Origin of the sequence: Acinetobacter sp. 2JN-4 (assembly GCF_003687745.1) — a bacterium.
GTDB classification, from domain to species: domain Bacteria; phylum Pseudomonadota; class Gammaproteobacteria; order Pseudomonadales; family Moraxellaceae; genus Acinetobacter; species Acinetobacter halotolerans.
Genome location: NZ_RDNY01000009.1, coordinates 57260 through 82951 on the forward strand (window position 1 = coordinate 57260; position 25692 = coordinate 82951).

At 43.2% G+C, this 25692-nt stretch carries 24 protein-coding genes; 3 read left to right on the forward strand and 21 right to left on the reverse strand.

What is annotated here, in order from left to right; translation table 11 throughout:
* Positions 1 to 54: 54 nt before the first annotated feature.
* The 7 genes from EAH57_RS12775 to EAH57_RS12805 form a co-directional block, all read right to left on the reverse strand.
* Entirely contained in the window at positions 55 to 1416 is a 1362-nt protein-coding gene (locus EAH57_RS12775) for an MFS transporter (RefSeq protein WP_121930382.1), read from the reverse strand.
* A 122-nt stretch (positions 1417 to 1538) separates the two neighbouring features.
* Positions 1539 to 2564 (reverse strand): enoyl-CoA hydratase/isomerase family protein, encoded by a 1026-nt coding sequence (locus EAH57_RS12780; RefSeq protein ID WP_121930383.1) that lies wholly within the window; start codon positions 2562 to 2564, stop codon positions 1539 to 1541.
* Positions 2565 to 2576: 12 nt separating this feature from the next.
* A complete protein-coding gene (locus EAH57_RS12785; RefSeq protein ID WP_121930384.1) occupies positions 2577 to 3350 on the reverse strand; it encodes an enoyl-CoA hydratase in 774 nt (257 codons plus the stop codon).
* Between the two features lie 21 nt (positions 3351 to 3371).
* The gene (locus EAH57_RS12790) at positions 3372 to 4499 is read right to left on the reverse strand and encodes an acyl-CoA dehydrogenase family protein (RefSeq protein WP_121930385.1); all 1128 of its coding nucleotides are present in this window, start codon (positions 4497 to 4499) and stop codon (positions 3372 to 3374) included.
* A gap of 11 nt (positions 4500 to 4510) precedes the next feature.
* Positions 4511 to 6160: an AMP-binding protein gene (locus tag EAH57_RS12795; RefSeq protein WP_121930386.1), complete on the reverse strand. Its 1650-nt coding sequence runs from the start codon at positions 6158 to 6160 to the stop codon at positions 4511 to 4513.
* Positions 6161 to 6250: 90 nt separating this feature from the next.
* The gene (gene mmsB / locus EAH57_RS12800) at positions 6251 to 7141 is read right to left on the reverse strand and encodes a 3-hydroxyisobutyrate dehydrogenase (RefSeq protein ID WP_121930387.1); all 891 of its coding nucleotides are present in this window, start codon (positions 7139 to 7141) and stop codon (positions 6251 to 6253) included.
* An 11-nt stretch (positions 7142 to 7152) separates the two neighbouring features.
* Positions 7153 to 8670 (reverse strand): CoA-acylating methylmalonate-semialdehyde dehydrogenase, encoded by a 1518-nt coding sequence (locus EAH57_RS12805; RefSeq protein ID WP_121930388.1) that lies wholly within the window; start codon positions 8668 to 8670, stop codon positions 7153 to 7155.
* A gap of 166 nt (positions 8671 to 8836) precedes the next feature.
* Between EAH57_RS12805 and EAH57_RS12810 the strand changes: the two genes are divergently transcribed.
* Positions 8837 to 9718, forward strand: coding sequence for a LysR family transcriptional regulator (locus EAH57_RS12810; RefSeq protein WP_121930389.1), 882 nt, complete (start codon positions 8837 to 8839; stop codon positions 9716 to 9718).
* 72 nt (positions 9719 to 9790) lie between these two features.
* Here EAH57_RS12810 and EAH57_RS12815 read toward each other — a convergent pair whose 3' ends face one another.
* The 4 genes from EAH57_RS12815 to EAH57_RS12830 all read right to left on the reverse strand — a co-directional run bounded on the left by EAH57_RS12815 (position 9791) and on the right by EAH57_RS12830 (position 14185).
* Positions 9791 to 11215, reverse strand: a complete 1425-nt coding sequence (locus EAH57_RS12815) for an amino acid permease (protein ID WP_171407469.1) — start codon at positions 11213 to 11215, stop codon at positions 9791 to 9793.
* A 199-nt stretch (positions 11216 to 11414) separates the two neighbouring features.
* Positions 11415 to 11774, reverse strand: a complete 360-nt coding sequence (locus tag EAH57_RS12820; protein WP_005194535.1) for a RidA family protein — start codon at positions 11772 to 11774, stop codon at positions 11415 to 11417.
* 26 nt (positions 11775 to 11800) lie between these two features.
* Positions 11801 to 12904, reverse strand: a complete 1104-nt coding sequence (alr, locus tag EAH57_RS12825) for an alanine racemase (RefSeq protein WP_121930391.1) — start codon at positions 12902 to 12904, stop codon at positions 11801 to 11803.
* 24 nt (positions 12905 to 12928) lie between these two features.
* On the reverse strand, positions 12929 to 14185 hold the full coding sequence (locus tag EAH57_RS12830) for a D-amino acid dehydrogenase (protein ID WP_121930392.1): 1257 nt from the start codon (positions 14183 to 14185) through the stop codon (positions 12929 to 12931).
* A gap of 137 nt (positions 14186 to 14322) precedes the next feature.
* On the opposite strand from EAH57_RS12830, the gene EAH57_RS12835 reads away from it, so the two are divergent.
* Positions 14323 to 14793: an Lrp/AsnC ligand binding domain-containing protein gene (locus tag EAH57_RS12835; protein ID WP_004668012.1), complete on the forward strand. Its 471-nt coding sequence runs from the start codon at positions 14323 to 14325 to the stop codon at positions 14791 to 14793.
* A gap of 79 nt (positions 14794 to 14872) precedes the next feature.
* On the opposite strand, the gene EAH57_RS12840 is transcribed toward EAH57_RS12835, so the two are convergent.
* Entirely contained in the window at positions 14873 to 16021 is a 1149-nt protein-coding gene (locus EAH57_RS12840; RefSeq protein WP_121930393.1) for a DUF1624 domain-containing protein, read from the reverse strand.
* Between the two features lie 79 nt (positions 16022 to 16100).
* Here EAH57_RS12840 and EAH57_RS12845 point away from each other — a divergent pair, with 79 nt between their 5' ends.
* Positions 16101 to 18191 (forward strand): TonB-dependent siderophore receptor, encoded by a 2091-nt coding sequence (locus EAH57_RS12845; protein WP_121930394.1) that lies wholly within the window; start codon positions 16101 to 16103, stop codon positions 18189 to 18191.
* 54 nt (positions 18192 to 18245) lie between these two features.
* Here EAH57_RS12845 and EAH57_RS12850 read toward each other — a convergent pair whose 3' ends face one another.
* The 9 genes from EAH57_RS12850 to EAH57_RS12890 all read right to left on the reverse strand — a co-directional run bounded on the left by EAH57_RS12850 (position 18246) and on the right by EAH57_RS12890 (position 25649).
* Entirely contained in the window at positions 18246 to 18611 is a 366-nt protein-coding gene (locus EAH57_RS12850) for a ribonuclease E inhibitor RraB (protein ID WP_121930395.1), read from the reverse strand.
* Positions 18612 to 18737: 126 nt separating this feature from the next.
* The gene (locus EAH57_RS12855) at positions 18738 to 19223 is read right to left on the reverse strand and encodes a GNAT family N-acetyltransferase (protein ID WP_121930396.1); all 486 of its coding nucleotides are present in this window, start codon (positions 19221 to 19223) and stop codon (positions 18738 to 18740) included.
* A gap of 24 nt (positions 19224 to 19247) precedes the next feature.
* Positions 19248 to 19913, reverse strand: a complete 666-nt coding sequence (locus EAH57_RS12860) for a pseudouridine synthase (RefSeq protein WP_121930397.1) — start codon at positions 19911 to 19913, stop codon at positions 19248 to 19250.
* Between the two features lie 121 nt (positions 19914 to 20034).
* Positions 20035 to 20835, reverse strand: coding sequence for a 4-hydroxy-tetrahydrodipicolinate reductase (locus tag EAH57_RS12865; protein ID WP_121930398.1), 801 nt, complete (start codon positions 20833 to 20835; stop codon positions 20035 to 20037).
* A 756-nt stretch (positions 20836 to 21591) separates the two neighbouring features.
* On the reverse strand, positions 21592 to 22479 hold the full coding sequence (locus tag EAH57_RS12870) for a DMT family transporter (protein WP_121930399.1): 888 nt from the start codon (positions 22477 to 22479) through the stop codon (positions 21592 to 21594).
* A gap of 170 nt (positions 22480 to 22649) precedes the next feature.
* Positions 22650 to 23606, reverse strand: a complete 957-nt coding sequence (locus EAH57_RS12875; RefSeq protein WP_121930400.1) for a carbon-nitrogen hydrolase family protein — start codon at positions 23604 to 23606, stop codon at positions 22650 to 22652.
* 147 nt (positions 23607 to 23753) lie between these two features.
* Complete coding sequence (locus EAH57_RS12880) at positions 23754 to 24329, reverse strand: DUF4126 domain-containing protein (protein ID WP_121930401.1); 576 nt, start codon at positions 24327 to 24329, stop codon at positions 23754 to 23756.
* A gap of 124 nt (positions 24330 to 24453) precedes the next feature.
* Complete coding sequence (locus tag EAH57_RS12885; RefSeq protein WP_004667998.1) at positions 24454 to 24597, reverse strand: zinc ribbon-containing protein; 144 nt, start codon at positions 24595 to 24597, stop codon at positions 24454 to 24456.
* Positions 24598 to 24710: 113 nt separating this feature from the next.
* Positions 24711 to 25649, reverse strand: a complete 939-nt coding sequence (locus tag EAH57_RS12890; protein WP_121930402.1) for a hypothetical protein — start codon at positions 25647 to 25649, stop codon at positions 24711 to 24713.
* Between the last annotated feature and the right edge of the window lie 43 nt (positions 25650 to 25692).

Below are 25692 nucleotides of genomic sequence, written 5' to 3' on the forward strand. Positions count from 1 at the left end.
AAAAAAAGCCCTAGTCGAAAGATTAGGGCTTTTTTCTGTCTATACATTTATTCGCTATGATTGTTCAGTGGTTTTGGTTTTCAAATCTAAATCTTCTGGTTGCATATAAGCACCATCCGCTCGATAAACTCGATCTCGTGGCATAAAGGTAGTGGCGACAATCGCCACCAGCGCCATCGATCCAATATAAATCATAATCAGATAAGGATTCCCTCCCCCGACGCTCAATAATTTGGTGGCGATTAATGGTGCGATTCCCCCACCCAATACGCCTGCCAATTGCACTGAGATCGAGATGCCACTATAACGAATTTCAGCAGGGAACTGACGTGCGAACAGTTGTGCTTGTGGTGCGTACATAATTGGGAAAACCACACCGATTGCCAAAACAATCGCGGTCCAAACCAATACAGGATCTTTGGTGTTTAACATACTAAAGAATGGATAGCTAAACAGTGCCAACACACATAAGCCAAACATAAACATATTGCGCTGACCGACTTTATCTGACAAATGTCCACACAGCGGTGTCATAAATAAAATCACCGCTGCACCACAGATGGTGGCAAATAAAATATCTTGTCGCGGAATCCCCAATTGGGTCGTGGTATAGGCCAAAGTAAAAGTGGATGCAATATAAAACCATGCGTTTTCAGCAGCACGTGCCACGATAATGGTAATCAGCTGTTTCGGATGTTGTTTAAACACCTTTAAAGCAGGAACTTTGATGTTTTCAGCTTGTTGCTTGACCTTCTCAAAGTCAGGTGACTCAGGCACTTTGACACGGATGTACCACCCCACACCGAGTAAAACAATGCTCGCGAGGAATGGAATACGCCAACCCCAACTAAACAATGCTGGTTCAGGAAGCAAGGACACAAGCCCAAGTGCAATCGAGGCCAACATCAAACCACCACCTGTACTGGCTTGAGGCAAACTGCCCCAAAATCCTTTTTTGCCTTCAGGTGCATGTTCAACTGCCATGAGCACAGCACCGCCCCACTCGCCACCCATCGCCATACCTTGAACAAAGCGCAAGATCACCAAGCAGACTGCAGCCCAATAGCCGATTGTTTCATAAGTGGGTAACAGCCCGATCAGAATCGTTGGAATACCCATGAGCATCAGGGTCAGTAACAACATGGATTTACGACCGATCTTGTCACCAAAATGTCCGAACACTAAACCACCTAACGGTCGTCCAATGAAACCAACGGCATAAGTACCAAATGCAGCCAACACACCTGTCAGTGGATCAAGATTTGGAAAAAATAACTTATTAAAAATCAGCGCTGCTGCCGCGCCATAAATAAAAAAGTCATACCACTCAATGGTGGTGCCGACCATGCTAGAAATCCCTGCCAATCGATGTGACGACTTTTTAGGGGTTGAACCGTTTCCATTTGCTGTTTGCATCACAATTTTCCTTTCTTGGATTTTCTTGTTTTTGCGTTTTGATGCTTATGGGCAACCCTGACCATAAGCATTTCAAATCCCGCTGTCTTTCTGTGCGCTTTTTTATTTTTTTTATAATGTGTTTAGCTAAGTTTTTCTAAAATTTGCTCCAGTTCAGGGTTGGCTTTCTTCCATTGAGGTTGTTTGTCTTTATCAACAATCAGCGCACGTACCCCTTCAATAAAGTCGCCATGCTCAAACCAAATATCCTGCAAATCACGCTCAAGTTGCATACATTGCTCTAATGAAAGACCACGCCCTAAATGTTGCAGTTTTAAACTGGTTTGTTTGGCGACAAAAGAACGTTGTTGCAGAAGATGGAGCATTTTGTTTGCCCACGGTTGTAGCTGCTCGTCTTGTTCATTTGCAAGGCTCTGCTCAATCTCATCCAAATGTTGAAAACCAAAATGTTTACGAATCGCTTCCGCCAATTGCTTTAATTCACTTTCAACAGGACGCGTAATAAAACGGCTGACAATTTGTTCTATGTGTTCTTTGCTCAAATCTGACGCATCGATCAGTGCATCTTGCAGCGCTTGTAACTTCTCGCTCGGTACGTGATAGTCAATCAAATCAAGATAAAGGGCATCACTACTACTGATTTGCTCGCCCGTGATCGCCATATACACACCAATATCATCCAGTCTGGAAAGGAAATGCGTTGCCCCAACATCTGGGAAAAAACCAATCGCAGTTTCAGGCATCGCGAAACGAGATTTTTCGCTACTCACAATAATGTGACAGGCTTGTGCGAGACCAAAACCACCACCGAGTACATAACCATCGAGCAGAACGATGACCGGTTTTTGGTAGTCACGGATGGTGGTGAGCATTTTATATTCAGCACTAAAATAGCCTTGATGATCGGTTGTTCCCTGTTTATAGCTGTCATACAGATAGCGAATATCGCCACCTGCACAAAAAGCTTTTGGGCTATTCGATTTGATCAAAACCGCTTGGATAGAAGCATTATCTCGCCAAAGTTCAAGTTGTACTCGAACCCCATCAATCATTTCAAGAGACAAGGCATTGAGATGGGTCACCCGATCCAATGTGATCATGCCAAGACCACCTTGTTGCTCAATCATTAAGTGATTTTCTTTGTTCATTTTGTTGATCTCTTATTGATTTTTAAAATTTGCCTGCCGCTTTTCAACAAAAGCTTGCATACCTTCTTTCTGATCCGAAGTCGCAAAAATCGAATGGAACATGCGTCGTTCAAATCGTAATCCTTCGGTCAAATTGACTTCGAATGCACGATTAATGGTTTCTTTCAGCATCATATTGGCGGTAAGTGATCGTGCCGCAATTTGTTCTGCTGCTTGTAAAGTTTGTTGGAGTAGATCTTCTTTGTTAAACACACGGGCGACTAAACCACTCAACTCAGCTTCAACTGCCCCCATTTGTTGTGCGGTCAAACACATTTCCATGGCTTTGGCTTTACCAATCGCATGGGTTAAACGTTGTGTACCACCGATTCCGGGAATCACGCCCAAAGTCACTTCAGGTAAACCAAACTTGGCATTGTCAGCGCAGTAGATAAAGTCACACATCAGTGCCAATTCACAACCACCACCCAAAGCATAACCACTCACCGCAGCAATCAAAGGTTTACGGCGTTGAGCAATACGATCAGCAAGATGGAAAAAATCATCAAAATAAATATCAGGAAAATTCAGCTCCGCCATTTCCTTAATATCCGCACCTGCTGCAAAGGCTTTTTCAGAACCCGCTAACACGATACACCCAATCTCACGATCTTTTTCTAATTGATCGAGGGCTTGATTCACTTCACTGATCAATTCACTGTTTAGGGCATTCAACGCTTTAGGACGATTGAGGGTAATTAACCCAACACCATTACGCTTTTCCAATAAAATAGTTTGCCACTGCATCATTCATTCCTTGTTTTGGTTTTATAGGCTACGTGCGATCACTAAACGCTGGATGTCACTGGTGCCTTCATAAATCTGACAAATTCGTGCATCACGGTAGATACGCTCAATCGGAAAATCTTTGAGATAGCCATAGCCACCAAAGACTTGTAGCGCATTTGAGCAAACGCGCTCCGTCATTTCCGAGGCAAACAGTTTCGCCATAGATGCTTCATTCAAACAGGGTTGACCTGCTTCTTTCAGACGTGCGGCATAGTGCACCAACTGTCGTGCTGCCTCGATTTCGGTGGCCATGCTGGCCAAGCGAAAGGCAATCGCTTGATGCTCAAAAATCGGTTTGCCAAAAGTCAGACGTTCTTTGGCATAGCGCGTCGCTTCTTCTAGTGCCGCTCGTGCTAAACCCACCGCTTGTGCAGCAATACCAATACGACCACCTTCCAAGTTCGCGAGTGCAATTTTTAGACCTTCACCTTCTTTGCCCAGCATCAAACTTTTGTGCACACGAACATCAGTCAAGGCGATCTGACAGGTATCCGAAGCATGTAAACCTAATTTCTCTTCGACACGAATGACTTCATAACCTGGCGTATCGCGTGGGACTAAAAAGGCACTAATCCCTTTTTTGCCTGCACTCGGATCAGTAACCGCAAACACAATAATCACCCCAGCATTATGGCCCGAGGTAATAAACTGTTTCGCACCATTGAGGATGTAATCATCGCCATCTTTGACCGCGCGGGTTTTAAGCGCAGCGGCGTCCGAACCTGTATGTGGTTCAGTTAGAGCAAATGCACCGATCATTTCACCTTGTGCTAAGGGCTTCAAAAAACGTTGTTTTTGCTCGTCATTGCCAAATTTTAAAATCGGCACACAACCGACCGAGTTGTGCACGCTCATAATAGTCGAGGTCGCGCCATCCGCAGCAGCGACTTCTTCCAGTGCCAACACGTAAGCGAGATTGCCAGTATCAGATCCTCCCCATTGCTCTGGCACCAGCATGCCCATAAAGCCAAGCTGCCCCATTTGCGCCAAAGCGGCTTTGGGAAAGGTGCCGTCTCGATCCCAATCACTGGCATACGGTCTGATTTGTTCTTGGGCGAAGCTTTTCGCCATATCACGAATGAGTAATTGTTCTTCGGTCAATTGCATATTCTCGTCCTTTAACCTGCTTTCGCTTGTTGTTTCGCAATTTCCTGATTACGTAATAAAAAGCGCTGAATTTTGCCACTTGGTGTTTTCGGCAGTTCTGTCACAAATTCAACTAAACGTGGATAGGCATGTGCGGAAAGGCGTTTTTTGACAAATTGGCTCAATTCTTCAATCAGCACACTTGAAGGCTGAACGCCTGCCGCTAAAATCACAAAGGCTTTGACCAATTCAGTCCGATCTGGATCAGGTACACCAACCACGGCGGCTTCGATCACAGCAGCATGTTCGAGCAACGCACTTTCGACATCAAAGGGTCCAATTCGATAGCCTGATGTGGTGATCACATCATCACTTCGCCCAACAAAACTCATGCTCCCATCGGCATGTAATTCAGCGGTATCACCCGTCAAATAGTAATGACCGACAAAAGGCGATTTACGACTTTCCTTGTAGCCACCAAACCACATCATCGGTGATTGGCTAATATCCACCGCCAAAATTCCTGCGGTGTCTGGCGGAAGTTCTTCGCCTTGTTCATTCACCACCGCAACGCGATATCCCGGTGTTGGGAAACCTGCGGCACCTGCACGTATTTCATGACTTAGGCCATGATGATTGCACACCACCATACCCACTTCTGTTTGTCCATAATGATCAAAGATCGGTGCATCTAAAGCCTGTTTAAACCAACGAATCACTTCAGGATTGAGCGGTTCACCCGCACTACTCACCACACGGAATTGCCCTTTTAACGATGCCATTTGTACAGGATTCGCCGCCATCAACATACGATAAGCTGTCGGTGAGCCTGCCAAGTTAGTAATCTGATAATCTTTCACGATTTGGCATAGGCTGTCTGAGCTAAAACCGCCCTCATAAAACAAAGTGGCATGTCCTAAGAATAATGGCCCAGTAATCGCGTAGTACAAACCATAAGCCCAACCCGGATCGGCAATATTCCAAAAGGCATCGTCTTCAGTTAAGCCAATCGCATCTTGCATATATCGTCCAAAAGCAATTAAGGCTTTTAGTGGTACTTCGAGTGGCTTGGCCGGTCCCGTTGTGCCTGAAGTAAACATCAATAGGAACGGGTCTTGGATCGTACGCATGACCAATTCACATTGATCAGATTGCTGATTCAGCTCATCCCAAAAGTTAAAATCATCTACATGCAGTGCTATGCCTGCAGCATCCGCAACCGTCACAATGGCGGGGCATTGTTCAACTTCATCCAGCTTGCTGCGATTGCCTACATCGGTCACGACTAACTTGCTTTGTGCAAGTTGAATACGATGTTCAATGGCTTTAGGACCAAAGGCAGTAAATAATGGCTGATACACTGCACCTATTCGCCATGCGGCTAAAATCGTTACGATCAATTCAGGTGTTCTTGGCAATAATCCCGAAATACGATCGCCCGCCTGTACACCTTGTGATTTTAAAAAGTTGGCAAATTGACCGGACCACTGTTGTAATAGAGCAAAGCTATATTGTTGCTTGCGTCCATCTTTGCCTTGCCAATACAAAGCCACTTTTTCACCGTCTACATGTCGGTCACAACACTCATAACACGCATTCAGTGCATCTAATGAACCTGACAGCATTTGTTTCGCTGTGCTTTCTAAATCAAAAGCTTGTGCGACATCTTTATAATTTAACATCTCTATTCCCTCAGTCTGGATTTGTAGTTATTCATGACAGAGTTTCATGATTCAAAGCCATCCTATGGCTTCGTGCTTATAGCTTGGTACTTAGACTTCTTCTGGAAGGTACTGCTGGATAATGCTGGAGAAATCAAGGTTGGCATTACCACGCATGCACATTTGCTGATATAGCTGTTGCACCATGCCGCCCAACAAAATCGGCTGTTTAACCTGCCCTGCCGCTTCGACTGCGAGACCTAAATCTTTCAGCATCAACTGTGTCGCGAAACCATCTTGATAGCCACGAGAGGCAGGTGCATTCTCATTGATATGTGGCCACGGGTTACAGATCTCTGAACTCCAGCAACGACCACTTGAAGTATTCACAACACCTGCCAATGCTTGTGGATCAATCCCCAGTTTCGCACCCAATGCCATGCCCTCTGCCACAGCAGCCATCGAGATCCCGAGAATTAAGTTATTGCAAATCTTGGCAATTTGTCCTGCGCCAACATCGCCACAATGAATGACATTTTTGCCCATGTGACTGAGTACAGGTTTAACTTCCTCAAAGGTCTGATCATTGGCACCCACCATAAACGTTAAGGTACCCGCTTGCGCGCCAATGGTGCCCCCTGAAACAGGTGCATCGCAAATGTGAATATTTTTACTTTGTGCAACTGCCGCAATATCTTTAATGGTTTGTGGGTCAATGGTACTGCTGTCTATACACAAAGCACCTGCTTTCAAGACCTCCAACACACCATCTTCACGGAGATAAACCTCTTTAACATGCTTGGCTGCTGGCAACATACTGATGACCACATCTGCATGTCTGGCTGCAGCTTGTGGACTGTCACAAACGATGCCACCCGCGTCAGCGAAGTGCTGATTTGCCACGTCACTGAGATCATAACCATAGACTGTAAGTCCTGCTTTAAGCAGGTTATGGGCCATTCTGCCGCCCATATTTCCGAGACCGATAAAGGCGATATTCATCCGTGATCCCCTTAACGTAAACTAATGGTGGTGTTTACACTGCCCACTTCATGGCTGTCTTCAAACCAACGACTGGTAATGGTTTTGGTTTGGGTATAGAACTGCACGGCCTGCTTGCCGTATGGTCCCAAATCGCCCAGTTTTGAACCACGCGAACCTGTAAAGCTAAAGAATGGCACAGGTACAGGAATTGGAATATTGATCCCAACTTGACCAATATCAATTAAGTTTTGGAAAGTGCGGGCTATCGCACCGCTTTGAGTAAATAAACCGACACCGTTGCCAAATGGATTGGCATTGATCAGCTCAATCGCTTCTTCTAAAGTGTCTACAGCAATAATTGCGAGCACTGGTCCAAAGATTTCTTCTTTATAAATGCGCATATCAGTGGTCACGCCATTAAAAATGGTCGCACCAACAAAGTTACCTGATTCATAACCTTTAACTTGCACATCACGACCATCGAGCAACAGCTCTGCACCTTGCTCGACACCGCTATTAATCAAGTCAATCACGCGTGCTTTGGCTCGTTGTGAAATCACAGGTCCGATATCTGTGTTCGGCTCATGCCCTGCATTCACGGTTAAAGTTTTGGCTTTTTCAACCAGCTCTTGAACCCATTGCTTGCTCTCACCGACCATCACGGCAACCGATAGCGCCATACAACGCTGTCCTGCTGCACCAAAAGCCGCACCAACCAAGGCATTGAGGGTTTGTTCTTTATTGGCATCTGGCATCACCACTACATGGTTTTTCGCGCCCATCATCGATTGCACACGTTTGCCATGTTGTCCTGCGAGGTTATACACATGGGTACCCACTGCAGTCGAACCGACAAATGAAATCGCTTTAATATGATGATGTGTACAGAGACGATCCACCACTTCTTTGCCGCCATGAACCACATTCAACACACCAGCAGGTACACCGGCTTGAAGCGCAAGTTCAACCAACATCATGGTGCTTAAAGGATCTTGTTCAGAGGGTTTCAATACAAAAGTATTGCCGCAGACGATTGCCATTGGGAACATCCACAACGGAATCATGGCTGGGAAGTTAAATGGGGTAATACCTGCACAAACACCTAACGGTTGTTGCAAGGTATAAGTATCAACCCCACGTGCCACACCTTCGATGTACTCACCCATTTGCAGTGTACCGACGGAACACGCATGCTCAACCACCTCTAAGCCACGTTGAATATCACCTTCCGCATCTGCCAAAGTTTTACCCTGTTCAGCGGTAAGCACCTGTGCAATTTCTTTCATGTTGGCACGAATCAAATCTTGCAACTTGAGCATGATACGCATACGTGCCTGAATCGGGGTTTGACGCCAAGTAGCAAAAGCATCTTGTGCAGCTTGAATGGCAGCATCCACTTCCTGAATCGTCGCAAAAGGAACACGACCAATTACCTCCTGAGTTGCAGGATTGACGATGTCTTGCCATTGCTGTGTTTCAGATTCGATGAATTGTCCGTTAATGAGTAATTTAGCGGTTTCCAATTCGATTTTTTGGATTGTATTCATAACCTCTCCATAGGCACTATTTTTATTGTGTTCACATGTTCGAAAATAGCGATTCGTCGTATTTTCTTTTTTTAACCTTTGGTTGAGACTAACAAACAAATCTTTGACCACCAACGCAAATTAATGCACGATTGGTGTGCAAAAATGCACAATGGATACAATAACAATGAAAGTGGATTGGGATCATCTGCAATTTTTTCTGGTTCTGGCACGGACCAAGACCTTGACCAGTGCCGCACGGATCATTGGTGTCGAACACAGTACCGTGGCACGGCGTATTCAGGCTTTGGAACAGGCTTTAGGCACCACACTCTTTAAACGTGAAGCCACTGGATATGAACTAACTTTCGAGGGACTGGCACTTGTTCCTCAGGTTGAACAAATGGAACAAGCGTTCTTACAAATCGAAAAACCACATCAGCCCTTGCAAGGTCGTGTGCGAATTGGCACACCTGAAGGCTTTGGTACGGCATTTCTTGCACGTTTATTGGCAGAGTTTTCGATTCGATATCCTCTGCTGACCATCGACCTGATCCCCGTTCCCAAAATGATCAAGCTTTCACATCGTGAAGCCGATATCGTGGTATCGATTGATCGCCCCACTTCAGGCCCTTATATCATCACGCGTCTGTCAGATTATTGTTTAAAAATTTATGGCAGCAAAAATTATCTATCGCAAAACCCACCGATTCGTCGGCTGGAAGATTTAACCCAACATCGTTTTGTGAACTACATTGATGATCTGGTGTATAGCCCAGAATTGTATTGTCTAGAACGCTTACCCCTAAAACTGAATGCGAACTTTCGCAGTAGCAGTATTTTGGCACAACAGATTGCGGTGAGTGCAGGTGCAGGATTGGCGATTTTGCCCAAGTTTTTGGCAGATGACAAAGCTGAACTTGAAGAAGTTTTAGAGCAACAGGTTCGCTTTAACCATACCTTCTGGATGCTGACCTTTGTCGATTTACAACATGAACCACGGATTAAACTGGTTTGGGATTATTTGCGTAAACAAGCTGATCAATATCAACATTTGCTCATTGATTAACGATTTAAAGGGCAGATAAAAAAGAGCCAATCCTTTAGGATCAGCTCTTTTAGCTATCGTTTGATACCTAGATTATGCCAACTCTCGTTGCAATTTTCGCATCCGTGGTTTGTACACGAACTGGTAGGTCACAGCTAAAATCAGCAACCAAACTGGACTGACATAGAGTGCTTTTAAAGTATCGGGTTCAAGTGCCAAGATCACCAAGGCAAACAGCAAGAATGCAATCACCAGATAAGACATCCAAACCCCACCCGGCATTTTAAAATTCGATTGCAAGTGTAACTCAGGGCGTAACTTACGGTAGCGGATATAGCACACCATAATCAGGCTCCAAACACTGATAAATAAAATCACACACAGTGCGCTCGCCAAAGTAAAGGCTTCCAGCGTATTCGGTACAAAGTACTGTAGCACCGCCCCGCCCATGATAAAAACACAAGAGAAAAATAAGCCATTGGCAGGTACGGCTTTTTTCGACAGTCGCCCTAATGCCGCAGGCGCTTGCCCATCTTTAGATAAACCAAACAACATCCGACTGGTCGAGAACACGCCACTGTTCATGGATGACATCACTGACGAGAGCACCACTAAATTCATAATAATCGCAGAAGTGACAATCCCTGCATTCATAAATAACTCCACGAATGGGCTTTTATCCGCACGGATACTGTCCCACGGCGTGACCGCCATCACCACCAACAATGCCAAGACATAGAACAAGATGATCCGAATCGGAATCGCATTAATGGCTTTCGGAAGATTCTTATGTGGATCTTTGGTTTCAGCCGCAGTGGTTCCAACCAGCTCCACCCCAACAAAGGCAAAAACTGCAATTTGGAAACCCGCTAAAAAGCCATCCAAACCTTTGGGGAACATGCCACCATGTGACCAGACATTACTTAACGATGCCACAGCACCTTCAGGCGCTTGGAAATGACTAAAAATCATATAACCACCGACACCAATCAAGCCGAGAATCGCGAGGATCTTAATCAAGGCAAACCAAAATTCGATCTCACCGAATAGACGTACGGTCAGCAAATTAAGACCCAGTACAAACAGCACACAACCCGCACTAATCAAAGCCTGACCCATTGGGGTGAATGAAATCCCCTCAGGCAGCCAGAAACCCAGATAATTGATCACCGCAGCTAGATCTGCTATCCCAACCAGCACCCAACCGAGCCAATAGGTCCAACCGATGTAATACCCTGCCCATGGTCCAATCAGATCATGTGCCATATCTACGAAAGATTTATACTGTAAATTGGCAAGCAATAACTCACCAAGTCCTCGCATCAAAAAAAAGAACATCGTCCCGATGATGATGTAAATAAAGAGAATCGAGGGACCTGCCAGAGAAATGGTTTTGCCTGAACCCATAAATAGTCCAGTGCCGATCGCACCACCAATGGCAATCATTTGTAAATGACGATTGGAAAGCTTGCGTTGTAAATCGTTCGGTGCGTGTTGATCTTCTGAATGCTGTTGCATAACCGTCATAAAAAGTTCCCTTTTTCTTATTCCTGTATGAGCCAGCCTTTTTATTTTGTTGCGTTGATTCACGCTCTGTTAAAATGGCTGGCGCATATTCATTGCAAGAAAATACGCATCTGCTGCTGTTTTATCTACAATAAATACGTTACTTTTCATCTTTTTTAATATTATTTAAGCAAAACGATCACTGTTTGCTTTATTTTTGTGCTGCAATCACTGCAATTTCAATGAGCCAGTTCGGATTGACCAAATCGGCTTGAATCGTGGCACGCGACGGTGCGACACAACCTTTTAACCAATCCACATAAATCGCATTGACCGTCGGAAAATCAGAGAGATCTTTTAAAAACAGTTGAACCGACAATAAACGTGATTTGTCGGTATTTGCCGAAGCCAAGAGCTGCTCAATCGTCGCCAGAATATCTCGCGTTTGTCCTTCAATATCGAGGTCTGGATTTTTAGGCACTTGACCTGATAAATACACCACCTTGTTAAAAACAGTGACGGCACTCATGACTTCGGTCGAGTTGATTTTCTGAATATCAGAATGTGACATGATGATTTCCTTCGTCTTGTTAGATATTAGTCTTGATTGGTAAATGTGACACGGGCAGTTACGCCACACATCAGCTCATAGCCAACTGTGCCTGACGCTGCTGCAACGTCATCAATGGATAAAATGTTTCCTGTTGTTGATCTGCCCCAAAGCACAACTTCACTGCCAATCACAGCATTTGGGATGGGCGTTAAATCGACAGCCAACATATCCATGCTGACTCGACCAATGGTGCGGGTACGAATGCCATCCACTAAAATAGGTGTGCCTGTCGGTGAAATACGTTGATAACCATCGGCATAACCACAGGCGACGATGCCTATGCTCATTGGCTGTTCTGCGACAAAACTAGAGCCATAACCGACGCTTTGATGGGCATTTAATTGTTGTATTGCAATAATTTCACTGCGTAGACTCATGCTTGGGGCGAGTCCCCAATCTTGAATCGTGTGTTTTGGATAATCAGGCGAACTGCCGTAAAGCATAATGCCAGCACGGACATAATCAGATTGCAGTTGAGTGGCGTATCTGAGGATGGCGGCACTATTGCTGATCGATCTTTCACCGGGCAAATCTTGAATATTGCTCTCAAATTCGGTCAGTTGATAATCCACCCCGACTTGACCGAAACGCTCTCCATCCGCATCAGAAAAATGCATCATATGGGTGATTTTGGCGACAGTGCTGAGATGCTGAAGATGTCGCCAAACTTGACGATACTGTTGTGGCTTGAAGCCTAAACGGTTCATCCCACTGTTTATTTTTAGGAAAATATCGAACTGGGCAGGATAGATATGTTGTTGCAACCATTCTACTTGTTGCTCATTATGAATGGTGAAACTGAGTTGATATTGCGCGCAGTCAAACAAGTCTTGAGGTGAAAAAACACCCTCAAGCAACAGAATCGGTCCTGACCAACCCAATGCGCGTAAACGTTTGGCTTCATCAATATCGAGTAAGGCGAAGCCATCCGCTGTTTTAAAAGCATCGTAAACACGTCCGATCCCATGTCCGTAAGCATTGGCTTTCACCACAGCAAAGACCTTGCTATTCGGCACAGATTGCCGAACACGCTCAAGATTTTGGCGTAATGCTTGGTTGTGAATCACCGCAGTAATTGGACGAGGCATAATCAACTTCCTTGTAACTTAAAATTATGCCGCGTGTGAATAACGCTGAATTGACAGACCATCGGTACTAATCTCAGTACGATGATTCATGACCAAATCGCTGATCAACTTGCCCGAACCACAAGCCATGGTCCAACCTAGCGTGCCATGCCCTGTATTCAAGAATAGGTTCTTATATTTGGTCGCACCAATGATCGGGGTACTGTCTGGGGTCATCGGACGTAAGCCCGTCCAGAATGATGCCTGTTCTAAGTCTCCACCGGGAAATAGATCTCGTGTCACCATTTCTAAAGTGCCACGGCGGTCTTCATTCAAGCCCAGATTAAAACCGCTTAACTCCGCCATACCACCGACACGAATCCGTTGATCAAATCGCGTAAGCGCAACTTTATAGGTTTCATCCAATACAGTTGATTGTGGCGCAAGGCTAGGATCAACAATCGGCACGGTGAGTGAATAACCTTTCACTGGATAAACAGGTAAATTCAGTTCGAGTGGTTTCAGGAAGTCACGTGAATAACTGCCAAAGGCCAGCACAAATCGGTCTGCAGTCAGGATTTCACCATTGACCATCACGCCTTTGATCTGATCGCCTTCAACAATCAGTTTTTCCACATTTTGATCAAATTTGAATTCGACACCCAAGTCTTGGGCGATTTTTGCCAAAGCATTGGTAAAAAGATAACAATCACCTGTTTCATCATTCGGCAAATGCAAACCACCCACCAGTTTATCGCTATGCGCCAATGCCGGTTCGACACTGCCCAGTTGTTCAGCATTGAGCAAATTGAAGTCCACACCACATTCTTTTAACACTTGAATATCACGTTGTACCGCTTCAAGTTGTGCGTCATTGCGAAACACTTGTAGCGTGCCCTTAGAACGATTTTCATAATGAATCCCTGTTTGCGCTCTGAGGTCACGTAAACAATCACGGCTATATTCAGCCACACGCATCATGCGTTCTTTGTTGACCGCATAACTTTGTGGATTACAGTTTTTTAGCATTTGTGCCATCCACTGTAGCTGCCACATACTACCGTCCACACTTATTGCAAGCGGTGCATGATGTTGGAACATCCACTTCACTGCTTTAAACGGAATACCGGGTGCAGCCCACGGTGTTGAGTAGCCCGGCGAGATTTGCCCTGCATTACCAAAACTAGTTTCTTGGGCAGGACCAGACTGACGATCAAGTACAGTCACTTCGGCACCTTGTTGCGCAAGGTAGTAAGCACTTGCCACACCAATAACACCACTTCCTAAAACGATAACGCGCATAATAGGTCCCTCTCGCCCACTAGTTTATTTAACTAGTATATTTTCGTATAAATAGTTTTTTTGACTGTTTTTATGCTTATAATCTAGGTGATTTAATCGATTTGTCATGAAAAAATTAAAATAAAAGGAAATAATCTATGCGTACATTAGATCGTATTGATCGCCTGATTTTAGAGATTTTGCAGCGCGAAGGTCGTATTGCAATAAGTGAGCTGGCATCACGTGTCAATTTATCGACCACGCCCTGCTCAGAACGTGTAAAACGATTGGAGCGTGAAGGTGTGATCATGGGCTATTACGCTCGGCTCAACCCTGCATATGTGGATCGCAGCTTATTGGTATTTTTAGAAATTAAGCTATCTGCCAAATCAGGCGATGTATTTGATCAGGTCGCGAGAGATCTGGTCGATATTCCTGAAGTATTGGAATGCCATTTGATTTCAGGTGAGTTTGACTATCTAGTGAAAGCACGACTCAAAGAAATGAGTGCTTATCGACGCTTATTGGGTGACTTATTGAAAAAATTACCCGCATCTGCATCTTCACATAGCTATGTGGTGATGGAGGAAGTAAAAGAGTCTTTATATTTAGATATGAGTAGGAGCTGACGTTCACAGTCGTTTAAGGTAGCTCTAAGCTAAAGCGCGTCTGGCTCGGACACGCTTTAGAGATACAGATATTTCACGATTAAAAATATTTTAAAATCGCGATGTGTTTATTTTGATGTTTGAATGTTGAAAACCACTTCACCACAGGATAAAGCGCAAAAGACAACCCAATCGAAATCAGCCACAGCATCCATACATGCGCAACCGAAAGATAAGCGCCTTGATTGACACCCCAAATACTTACCGCAAGCACATAGAGCAACTTCAACACATACAAATGCAGTAGATAAAAGAACATCGGCACTGAACCAAACACCACCAACGGTTTAAACCATTGTCGTTGTTGCCAACGATCAAATACCACCAAAAGGATCAGCCCCACACCGACATTCCACAAAAGGAAAAGTAATGAGGGTGGATATTTCGTCAGATTAAAAAAGCTCATGATACTGAGTTGTAAACTATCAAAATGCTGCCAAGGCTGATCACCATAGATATTGATCAAACGCAGTAAAATAAACAATCCGAGACTGATCAAGCCGATGCCCAATAAATACTGATTTCTTTGTTTGGCGGTGTATTTTTGACTAAAGAAATGTCCCAAGGCATAGCCCAATAAAATCACCCCAATCCACGGTAAAATAGGATATGAAGTACGTAATTTGATTCCTGCAAACTCGATCCAGCCACGCTCATGCAAAACCAGCCAAAATGGCTGCATTGCAGTTCCTTCGGAGAAATGCACGCTGTCCAAAAGATTATGCCCAAAAATAATAGTCAAGCCGCTCAGGACCATCACAGGTAAAGGCAAACTAACACACGCCGCCAAGACCACCATACTGATCCCGATCGCCCAAATCACTTGTAAATAAATCACGTCAGGTGGGAATGTTGCGGTCCAAGCAAAATTGACCAACGTCAGCTCAAGTGCAATTAAAAACAGACCACGCTTTAATAAAAAAGCCCGTGTTTGTTGCAAACTTTGTGTTTTTGAATAGAACAAAAAAGCTGAAATACCCGTCAACAACACAAAAATAGGTGCACAAAGATGTGCCAACACACGACTGCCAAATAAAGCGGGTTCAGTCGCGGATACATCCATTGGATCTGGTACTTGTTTATGCAGATAGAAAGTTTCTCTGACATGATCGAGCAACATGATCAGAATGACCAAACCTCGTAATGCGTCAATCGACTGTAACCGTTGGCTCGTTTTCACTAAGGACATAACAAAAAAAGATTTAAAAATTAATGTAATGTTATACTATTACAAAATGCTCTTTTTGTCTTTCTTTGGTTGATGATTTATGCAACGCACACTTGGATTTTGGTCTTGCTTGGGGCTTGGTCTTTTCTCTACAACAACATGGGCAAATGACCCGACCACGGTACTTGAAACCATCCGTATTCAAGCGGATACATCTCAACAGGATGTCCAACAAAACAGTAGCGGAACCAAATTCTCCCACGATGTACTCGATATCCCCTTTAACCGCTCTTTTATCTCTCAACAAGTGATCGAACAACAAGATGTGCAACGCATCGATGATGCTTTAACACTGGTAAGTGGCGTGTTTCATCAAAGCACGCTGGGGGGCGGATTTTGGGATAATTACTCCATCCGTGGCTTTAGCACCGATCCGAATTGGGGGGCGGCCATGATCCGAAATGGTTTAAGTGTCAACCGAGGCATTAGCGCACCGAAAGATATGGTCAATATCGAATCACTGGATTTTTTAAAAGGCCCCATGGCTGCATTATATGGTCGCGGTGAAACGGGAGGTCTACTCAATATCAATAGTAAAAAACCACAGTGGGAAAGCGAGAGCGAAATTCATCTTCGTGCCAATAGCCAAGAGCAATACCGCATCAGCCTCGAACATACTGCCCCGATCAATGATACATTGGCTTATCGATTTGCGATGGCTCATGAAGACAACCAAAGCTTCCGTGATCATGTCAGTAGCGAACGTTGGTTTTTCTCACCACAACTGACATGGAAAATTTCCGATCAAACCCGACTCGATTTTGACAGTGAATTGACCCAACAGCTCGGCACATTTGACCGTGGCATCAGCACCGTTCAGAAAAAATTTGTGATGAATCCTAAAACCTTCACAGGTGAACCACGTGATGGTGACATGCGGGTCAAAGATCATTTTTATCAATTGCGTCTAAGCCATGAATTTAATGATGCTTGGAAGCTTAACAGCGCGTTAAGCTATAAAGATGCGCAATTGACAGGTTTCTCGACTGAACCCCGCCGTTTGCAAGCCGATGGACGGACTTTGGAACGTCAACGTCGCTACCGTAATTATCAAAGTGAGGACCTATTAGCGCAAGCGGAGTTACTGGGAAAGTTAGACAGTTCTTGGGCACGTCATGAGGTCGTTGTTTCAACAGAATTGGGACAATTGGACTATCGTCAATATCAACAACGTCGAAACCATAGTGCTGAGCATCCCAATACGATTGATATTTATCAACCACGTTATGGGCAATATTTGCCAAGTTTAGCGCCATTTACAGATACCGATGAGCGACAACGTTATTTTGCACTCAACTTACAAGATCAGATGTTCTTGAATGATCAATGGAGTATCTTAGTCGGTACTCGCTTTGATCGAGTCGAACAAAACTTTGAAAATCATCTGAGCCAAACTCAACACAAGCAGACCCTCAACCAAGCCAGTCCACGCTTCGGTATCAATTTCAAAGCATCAGATCAATGGTCGCTCTATAGTAACTATGGTCGTTCCTTTGCAATGAACAGCGGGATGGATCGCAACGGTGAAAACTTTGCTCCTGAAAAAGGTCAAAGCTATGAAGTTGGAAGCAAATATCAGCTCAATGATCGCAGTCTGCTCAGCCTCGCATTATTCAAAATGCAGAAGCAAAATGTGCTTACGACCGACCCTATGGATGGCAATTTTCAAACTGCTGCGGGGGAAGTCAGCAGCCAAGGAATCGAGCTTGACTTCAACAGCCAATTCACGGATCGCTGGTCACTCAACGCCAATTATAGTTATACCGTTGCCAAGATTGAAAAAGATCAAGATCTAGCAGCAGGCGCTCGTCTGAGTAATATTCCTAAGCATCAAGCTTCGATCAGCAGCAACTATGAGTTCTTACAACAAGGTGCAACACGCGCTGGCGTGGGCGCAAACATCAGTTATGTTGGCGAACGTAGTGGACACAATTTAGATAATGGTTTTGATTTGCCAAGTTATAGTTTGGTCAATTTAAATGCCTATTACGCACCGTCTGATCGCTTGCGCTATCAGTTCAACCTAAATAATCTACTTGATAAGACCTATTATGTTTCAAGTTATAGTGATTTGTGGGTTCAACCGGGTGAACCTTTGAATGCCTCTATTTCTGCACAGTTTAAATTTTAATGAAACCGCACTCAGCTTGTGTCACAGCAGCTGAGTGCTTCAACTCAGTTATTATTATTCATCTTCATCATAGATGTAGCTCATACAGCCCCAACCATCATATTCACCATCAAACTCTTGGGCGATCCGAGTCATCCACTCTTCCAAATCTACAATATCTTCATGTTCAAGCATCATGTTGACATGAATATTCAGCACCCACATATCCGAACCATCTGAATGCAATTCTTCTTGAAACATTGAGATTTTTTGCTCTTGGTGTAAAAGATGCAAAGCACATTTTTCAATTTGCTCTTGTTTCTCAAACACAATCGAAAATTCCACCTCATGGGGTTCGCTCAGGTCATTGCCATCTTCAAACATTTGCCATAGCACATTGCCGTTGTCGTCATCAGGAAATTGTTCATGGTCACGTGTCATAAGAATATCCTTTGTTATGTATTTGACTTGATTGTTTGGCTATAGATTAACCCATTTTTATGTCAGTTTTTAGACGCATTAATATAATTATTGTAGCCAGAACTTGAGCCAAATCATCGCTGTGAATTATCGCACAGGATGCTTAAATTCAATTGAAAGCACCACTTGATCAAGACATCGAATGCCATTTTCAAAAATTGGTTCAGGATAGTTTTTAAAAGCATCGCGCTCGATATACGACATGCGAAAACCGCATTTTTGATACAGTCCGAGTTGATTTAAACTCGAATTCCCTGTTTTCACCCATAAGGTTTGAACTGCCATTTGCGCGGCATATTCAATCGCAGATTGAATTAAAACCTTCGCCAAACCCTGCCCTTGCATCCGTTGATCTACCGCGAGATTTTGAATCTCCGCCCCATGATCATTTTGAGTTAGACACAGTTGCGCAAGGAGATGATCCTGCTCATCAACAATCACAAAGATATTTGCTTGTCCTAGATAGGTCGAGATTTGCGCCCAATCAGGGTCTGCTTCCAATAACAACAACTTTAATTGGGCTTGCTGTTGTTCCGATAATGCGACCCACGACCTGTGTTGAACGGGATACATGGTTCTACCTCTTGCGAATGATGATTAAAACGTTACCTCTGCGTGAATTTCAACATTTTGCATATTTAAAGGATGTTGAAAAGCCAGATAAGCGGCATGCAAAGCCATCCGTTTTAAATGAAACTTGGCAGGTTCAGGATGATAGAGTTTATCCCCCATAATCGGATGCCCAATATGCATCATATGTACCCGAAGTTGATGCGAACGCCCCGTCACAGGCTCCAAACGGACTCGACTCTGATCGGTTGTGACATCATAGTCTAGCGATTGAAATAAGGTTTTGGCTGCTTTGCCTAATTCAAAATGCACCATCTGACGCGGACGATTTTCCCAATCCGTGATCAATGGAACATCGACACTGCCTTCAGCCGATATCTGGCCCTGAACCAAAGCCACATAATATTTTTTGACGGTTCGTGCCTGAAACATTTTACTGACTGCAACTTCGGCATCACGATGCTTGGCAAACATTAACAAACCTGAGGTTGCCATATCTAAACGATGCGTTACTTTGGCTGATGGATAACGTTCTAATATCCGCAAATAAGCACTGTCTTGATGCTCAGGCAAACGCCCCATCACCGATAAAAGCCCTGCAGGCTTATCTATAACCACCAAGTCCTCATCTTCATACAAGATTTCAAGCGGCGCTTGAGGGGGCATATAAATAAAGTTGTCATTTAAAGGCATGAGCAGAAAATGGTGTTAAAGAAAAGCGCAAATCATAAAGAAATTTACACCATTCAGCAAAAGCATTTTATGGTGGATCATCACATCAAAAAAATATTTGTTCCACGTGAAACAAGTAAATCTATCTTTGTTCTAGGTTGTTTGAATTGATCAACAAACTGCTGTCAGGTTCATCTAACTTGAAAAATGGCAATAACAATCCCTCCATACTATAAAAGCCTTTGGGCTTATCTTTGAGGTTTTCTATCGCAAATAAGATGCCATTGCCGAAAGCTTCACGGGTAATCGATTCATGTTTGAGTCTGACCGTTTGAAAGGGGAAGCCAAATAAAATCTCATGCACCCCCACAATACCCCCTGCCCGCACGGATTTAATCGTGTCTTCTGCTAAGTCCAATTCACGTGCAATCACTTTGGCTGTGCCTGACACCTCAGATTTGGCTTTAAAGTGTTCTTCAATGACATCAATATCCGTATAAGGTGCGATATTTTTTAATATTTTGGCAGCAAGAATTAGAAAGTTAATTCCGATCGTAATATTCGGTGAATGCAGGACACAGGTGCTTTCAGCCAATTGATAGAGCTGATTGATTCTTTCATCGGGATACTGGGACACGGCACTGACAATGGTAATGCCTCTTTTTGCCGCTTCTTCAGCGTAATAATCTAAGCCTTGTTCTGAGGAAAAATCGACAATCACATCGACAGGATAACGATCTAGAAGCTCTACGATAGAGTACTCATCTTTTGAATGGATAATCCCTGGATCATCTGCCTCTACCCCCAAAAACTCAGGAACAGATCGGTGCTCAAGCTGTTTAGACTGACGAATAACCCATTGTAAACTGGTTCTTTTTGACTCTAATAATACGGATGCAACTGCGCGGCCTGTTTTACCAAAGCCCATGATACCCACTTTCATTTTAATTGTCCTTTTCTGCACTTAAGGGCTTCCAACTATCCCCCTATAAAGATCTATCAGATGCGAGCCATCTCATAAATAAATAGTGTAAAAAATCCCCAGCCCGCCAAAGTTAGGCCCAAACTAACAACTCAACATAACCCTGTCAATCAATGTACCTTCATTTAAACTGAGGAAGTGAGAGCTAAACAATTGAAAATATTTAACTTATTAAAATGTCACATGATGTTTAGTCAGCGGCAAATTATTGACAATCAATCACTTAGATATGGTCATTGAGGAGGATGGGAAGCTTTGCAGCGAGGAAAAGTGAGAGGTTTTTTTTATTTTTCTTATTTATTGTTGTCTTGCAGAATTTTTAAGGGTATTAAGGGAAAACATGTTGTTTACTTCAACACCTATGACTTTGTAAGTCATAACCTTTGCCTATAAACTTTTGATTTATAGCGTCCTAAGCCGAATCAAGACCTTTTGGGTAAGTACACACTTGCTTTATAAGCTTCGGTGCATGCTACTCTTTTCGATCCCTTTCACACCCTTGCGATATAGTTTAGGGGGATCGGTGTGGGATTGTTTTCCTAAAAAATGTCATTTTTTGCCAGTTTTGAAATAATTTTGCATCTTTATTTTTAAAATCAGAATTATTTACCATTATTGAGTTTTAAATACAGTTAAAATTCTCTATAAACCACATTTAATAGAAATTTTAATCAAAAAAGACTTAGAGAAATGGTATGTTTCCAAGATAAACAGACACTAGGCCCAAATCACCATAATTGCCGCCACAATAACTAACCACAATCCGAGATGATCTGTTCTTGCCAGTTTCTCTTTAAAGAAAAATACTGAAATCAATAAGCTAAATAGAATTTCAACCTGTCCCAGCGTTTTAACAATCGCCACCGTCTGCATACTCATAGCACTGAACCAGCCTAATGAAGCAAGGAAGCTACAGACACTGACTTTAAAAGTGAGTCCGAGTCGTTGCCACATGCTATACAAGGTTTTTCGACTAAATAGACCTAAATACAACAGCATAATGATGCATTGAAAACTGATTAGACTGCACAGCACCCAAGCTGCACGATGTAAAAATGGCAACATGCCCAGTTCTAAACTGGCTTCGCGCACCAACAATGACGTAATCGCAAAGCATAAACCACTACCTAAACCAATTAACAAGGTTTTGAGTGATAGTTGGGCCTGCTGATGACCTTTACTCAGGAGAAAAACCGCCATAGCGCCGATTGAAACACCAATCCAGCCCCAAACGCTTAAATGTTCCTGTAAGAACAGTACCCCGACTAAGGCCGCCAAGATCGCTTCACTTTTGGCCAGTCCAACCCCAATCGCATAGTTTTTTTGTTGAAACAATTTGACCATCAATGCTGTGGCATAGATTTGACTAATCCCGGCAATCACTACATAGAACCAAAATTTATTGGAAAAATGCACGTCAGCAGTAACAGGTTGGTGGAAATAGAGAAAAGCTAAATAACTAAAGGCAAAAATCGGAGCAAATACGAACCGCGCTAATGTTGTTCCATACACATCAACGGTGGTGCTGAGTTGTTTTTGAAATGCATTGCGCCAAGCCTGCATAAATGCAGCCATAAGGGTGAACAAGATCCAAGTGATTGCCATAAGCTTGAGCGCAAAATCAAATATGCGTGTAATTTACTCGCTTCACTGTGATTTTTCGAGCGTTAGTTTAGAAAAATCACCTTGATTGATACGGTTTTAATTGCTTGTTTTTAAGTGAAAGATCACCGAAAGTACAGCGTTACTAAAAATCAAAAATAGTGGGCTGATGCTTATTTTTGCCATGGAAACTTTTTAAAACGATGACGGAGTCGATACATTAAGCCACCATGAAGATTGCCTAGATGCCACGCCAATTTTGAAGTTACGGTCATGTCTGGAATCCAGTAACGCGGCTGCACTTGATCCAAAGGCTGCGGCTCAGCGATTTCAACTTCGGCGGCAATATAGCCCTCGCCATCCTCCAAACTCATCCGTGCCAACACCTTGCCTGATGCATCGCAGATTTGAGTCTCACCCACCATTTCAGTTAACCATTTCACATGCGGTAACAGCGGCATATCACTCATTACCTCACCTACATGTGCGGCATGCACCACAGGTATGCCTGTCAAACGTGCCATTTGGGCAGGCAAAGCTTCACTTTGTTGTTTATAGATTTGATGTTCGTGTCGCATCCACTTACCTAACACCCCATACCAATTAATCGGCATGGAGTACCAACACATGCCGCCTAAAATCAATTGTGCGCGCTGATCTCGGATGCGTTTCGCAGTACCATAACGTGCCCACTCCCACCCTGATACTAAAGCAACTTTGCATTTCAAGGTGGTTGAATCGACTACGCCATCATCGACACCACCACGATAAAAGTTTTGCTCCCATGCCGTTGGGATATCTTTGTCATGCAGATGATAGTCACCATTCGCCTCGACCAAGATATAAGTGCCATAGGCGTGCCCATCTCGAATTGCAACAAATCCGCCGGTGATAACGACATTGAGCTGCGTTGCTAATCGAACTAATAGTTGTAAAGGTTCGCCTTGTAATGGTTGTGGTGTCTGCAATGCCAGTGGTGAATAAACATTTGGGGAAGTCATGGACTCAGGCAGCACGATAACGTCAGGTTGATGCTCCTGATATGCCGCTAAAATCAGTAGTTCAAGCTTTTTTAAATTTGCTTCGACTTGTCCAACTAATAATGCAGGTTGAATCGCCACAATTTTCATGAGAACCCTTTTTGTCGAAATTTTATTCTCAAAAGATTAGCATTAAATCTTAAAAAAACTGTGGCACTGCTCGATACATTTTCGGCTTATTTATCTAATACTCCAGCAATGACCATAAACTCCAGATTCATCGCACCATATATAAACTTACAATGAAGGGCTTATATTTTCTCGCTTGTTTGCCCGCACCCAACGTACAGCCACCACAACAAAAACAATCACCAATACCGTAATCGCCACAGGCATCACAAAAGCCAAAACTGACAATAAAATTGAGCCAATCAATTCCCCAGTCGCAATCATAAAATTTCCTAAACCACCTGTAGTGGCTGTAGATATTCCACGCAAAGCGACGGTGTTTAACTGAACTGCACCTGCTGTTCCACCACCAACAATAATCGCGGCTGCCCAAGTTGCAAACTGAGACATTTCTCCACTAATTACTGCCATCGTGGTCAGCGTTCCAGCAATCACTGCCGCAGGCGTTGCGACGGTATCCAACAGATTATCGACCCATGGCACATAGTATGCCGCGACTTCACAGATCGTCGCAAAACCGAGCGCTGCACAAACGGTGGGCATCGCCAACCATTCAAAACCTTTAGCGGGTTCATACCATCCCATTAGAGTGGCTATACTCATGACCAATAAGGGAACAAATACTCGAAAACCACAGGCTGCACTTAAGCCTACGCCAATACATAAAGCTAATATTGTTTCCATATTGGTTTTCCTTGTTTGATGCCGATGATCGGTCTTGTTGTTTCATGTTTTTAAGGTAACAAAAAGCCCCATCAAGTGACAGGGCTTTTATTCAAACAGTGGATAACTGTTTGGTGTTTGCGGCTTAAGCAATCTTACTGTTGAATTGATTGCCAAGGCATTTGGTACACGGAGGTAAACGATCAGTACCAATTTCTAAATAAGCGCGATGTCCGCATTGGACACAAAAATAGAAACCAGTTCCGGGTCTTTCGCCAGCAGTCACCATCTTTGTTCTCCATAGATTTTAGAAATGGTACATATACTATAACTTGATAGTATTGATTATTTATTGACCTTTTTGACGAGTAGTTGTGGCGGAAAAGTTAAAATAACAATTACCTAAACTATTTCAGGAACATCAATCGAGTTAACCGTGAATAAATTTAAAATATCTTCTCTATCCATAAAAATTATTTGACTTCTTTTATTTGCATCTAATTTACCCCCCAACCAATTTCGTGCAGCTTTAGTTATTTCACCACCAGCGATAATATAAGCATGGTCAACTAAAACTCTTTTATTCGTTTCTGGATCAAAAATTTCATGTCCTAACATCATTGTTGTTTGGTTATATATCTCAGCAATATTGTGATTACCTGTTTTTGTCATACCAGAAGAATCTAGTTTTCCCTTCTTCACCTGTATACCAAAATAAATTATATGCTGTGTTGGTAGCATAAGCTTCATCCAAATATCTTTGCCATATTCGAGTGCTTTGTCTCTGTGCCCAGCCACAGTAATTCGCTGAAAGCCTAAAATTCGAAATAATGGTAGTAATATATTTTCTATAAGTTGATCCTCAGAGCACACGTCCAAATAACTTATTAATTGCTGTCTTTTTTTAATTTCAATTTCAGAAAATATTCTATGTGGATTTTCAACAGGTTTTATAGTCTGATTGTTATGTAAATTTTTAATATATAAATTATTGTCTATACCATAAAAAGCCTCATACCCTTCTCTACTTAAAGGCTTATTTAATTCAATTAAGGCATTTATACGTTCAGGATCATCTTCTGTCGCATCAGATTTATGCATTAATATTCTAAGAACATGAATAAATCTATCTGGTAAAGAATCATTAAGACATGGCTCTTCTAATAATTCTTTTAATCTTTCTGATGTCCACCACCATCTGGTAGTACCATCATGTACATAAGATAAATCACATTCATCAAAAAACTCTGTAATATAACTGCTGCTTCTGTAAGGAAAATATTTCTGATCTCCAATAATACATTCAGCAATACTTCTCAAATTTCTATCTTTAAACCTCATTAAAGCCTCTAAAAATAAATGACCCTACTCTAAAGTAGGATCT

Excerpts from the sequence above, each read along its gene's own strand:
- alr (WP_121930391.1), bottom strand. The coding sequence starts at position 12,904 with ATGCCTCGTCCAATTACTGCGGTGATTCACAACCAAGCATTACGCCAA.
- EAH57_RS12860 (WP_121930397.1), bottom strand. The coding sequence starts at position 19,913 with ATGCCTTTAAATGACAACTTTATTTATATGCCCCCTCAAGCGCCGCTT.
- EAH57_RS12875 (WP_121930400.1), bottom strand. The coding sequence starts at position 23,606 with ATGAAAATTGTGGCGATTCAACCTGCATTATTAGTTGGACAAGTCGAA.
- EAH57_RS12830 (WP_121930392.1), bottom strand. The coding sequence starts at position 14,185 with ATGCGCGTTATCGTTTTAGGAAGTGGTGTTATTGGTGTGGCAAGTGCT.
- EAH57_RS12880 (WP_121930401.1), bottom strand. The coding sequence starts at position 24,329 with ATGGAAACAATATTAGCTTTATGTATTGGCGTAGGCTTAAGTGCAGCC.
- EAH57_RS12850 (WP_121930395.1), bottom strand. The coding sequence starts at position 18,611 with ATGACACGTGACCATGAACAATTTCCTGATGACGACAACGGCAATGTG.
- EAH57_RS12815 (WP_171407469.1), bottom strand. The coding sequence starts at position 11,215 with ATGCAACAGCATTCAGAAGATCAACACGCACCGAACGATTTACAACGC.
- EAH57_RS12890 (WP_121930402.1), bottom strand. The coding sequence starts at position 25,649 with ATGAGGTTTAAAGATAGAAATTTGAGAAGTATTGCTGAATGTATTATT.
- EAH57_RS12845 (WP_121930394.1), top strand. The coding sequence starts at position 16,101 with ATGCAACGCACACTTGGATTTTGGTCTTGCTTGGGGCTTGGTCTTTTC.
- EAH57_RS12780 (WP_121930383.1), bottom strand. The coding sequence starts at position 2,564 with ATGAACAAAGAAAATCACTTAATGATTGAGCAACAAGGTGGTCTTGGC.
- EAH57_RS12840 (WP_121930393.1), bottom strand. The coding sequence starts at position 16,021 with ATGTCCTTAGTGAAAACGAGCCAACGGTTACAGTCGATTGACGCATTA.
- EAH57_RS12775 (WP_121930382.1), bottom strand. The coding sequence starts at position 1,416 with ATGCAAACAGCAAATGGAAACGGTTCAACCCCTAAAAAGTCGTCACAT.
- EAH57_RS12810 (WP_121930389.1), top strand. The coding sequence starts at position 8,837 with ATGAAAGTGGATTGGGATCATCTGCAATTTTTTCTGGTTCTGGCACGG.
- EAH57_RS12885 (WP_004667998.1), bottom strand. The coding sequence starts at position 24,597 with ATGGTGACTGCTGGCGAAAGACCCGGAACTGGTTTCTATTTTTGTGTC.
- EAH57_RS12865 (WP_121930398.1), bottom strand. The coding sequence starts at position 20,835 with ATGAAAGTGGGTATCATGGGCTTTGGTAAAACAGGCCGCGCAGTTGCA.
- mmsB (WP_121930387.1), bottom strand. The coding sequence starts at position 7,141 with ATGAATATCGCCTTTATCGGTCTCGGAAATATGGGCGGCAGAATGGCC.
- EAH57_RS12855 (WP_121930396.1), bottom strand. The coding sequence starts at position 19,223 with ATGTATCCCGTTCAACACAGGTCGTGGGTCGCATTATCGGAACAACAG.
- EAH57_RS12795 (WP_121930386.1), bottom strand. The coding sequence starts at position 6,160 with ATGTTAAATTATAAAGATGTCGCACAAGCTTTTGATTTAGAAAGCACA.
- EAH57_RS12785 (WP_121930384.1), bottom strand. The coding sequence starts at position 3,350 with ATGCAGTGGCAAACTATTTTATTGGAAAAGCGTAATGGTGTTGGGTTA.
- EAH57_RS12870 (WP_121930399.1), bottom strand. The coding sequence starts at position 22,479 with ATGGCAATCACTTGGATCTTGTTCACCCTTATGGCTGCATTTATGCAG.
- EAH57_RS12790 (WP_121930385.1), bottom strand. The coding sequence starts at position 4,499 with ATGCAATTGACCGAAGAACAATTACTCATTCGTGATATGGCGAAAAGC.
- EAH57_RS12835 (WP_004668012.1), top strand. The coding sequence starts at position 14,323 with ATGCGTACATTAGATCGTATTGATCGCCTGATTTTAGAGATTTTGCAG.
- EAH57_RS12805 (WP_121930388.1), bottom strand. The coding sequence starts at position 8,670 with ATGAATACAATCCAAAAAATCGAATTGGAAACCGCTAAATTACTCATT.
- EAH57_RS12820 (WP_005194535.1), bottom strand. The coding sequence starts at position 11,774 with ATGTCACATTCTGATATTCAGAAAATCAACTCGACCGAAGTCATGAGT.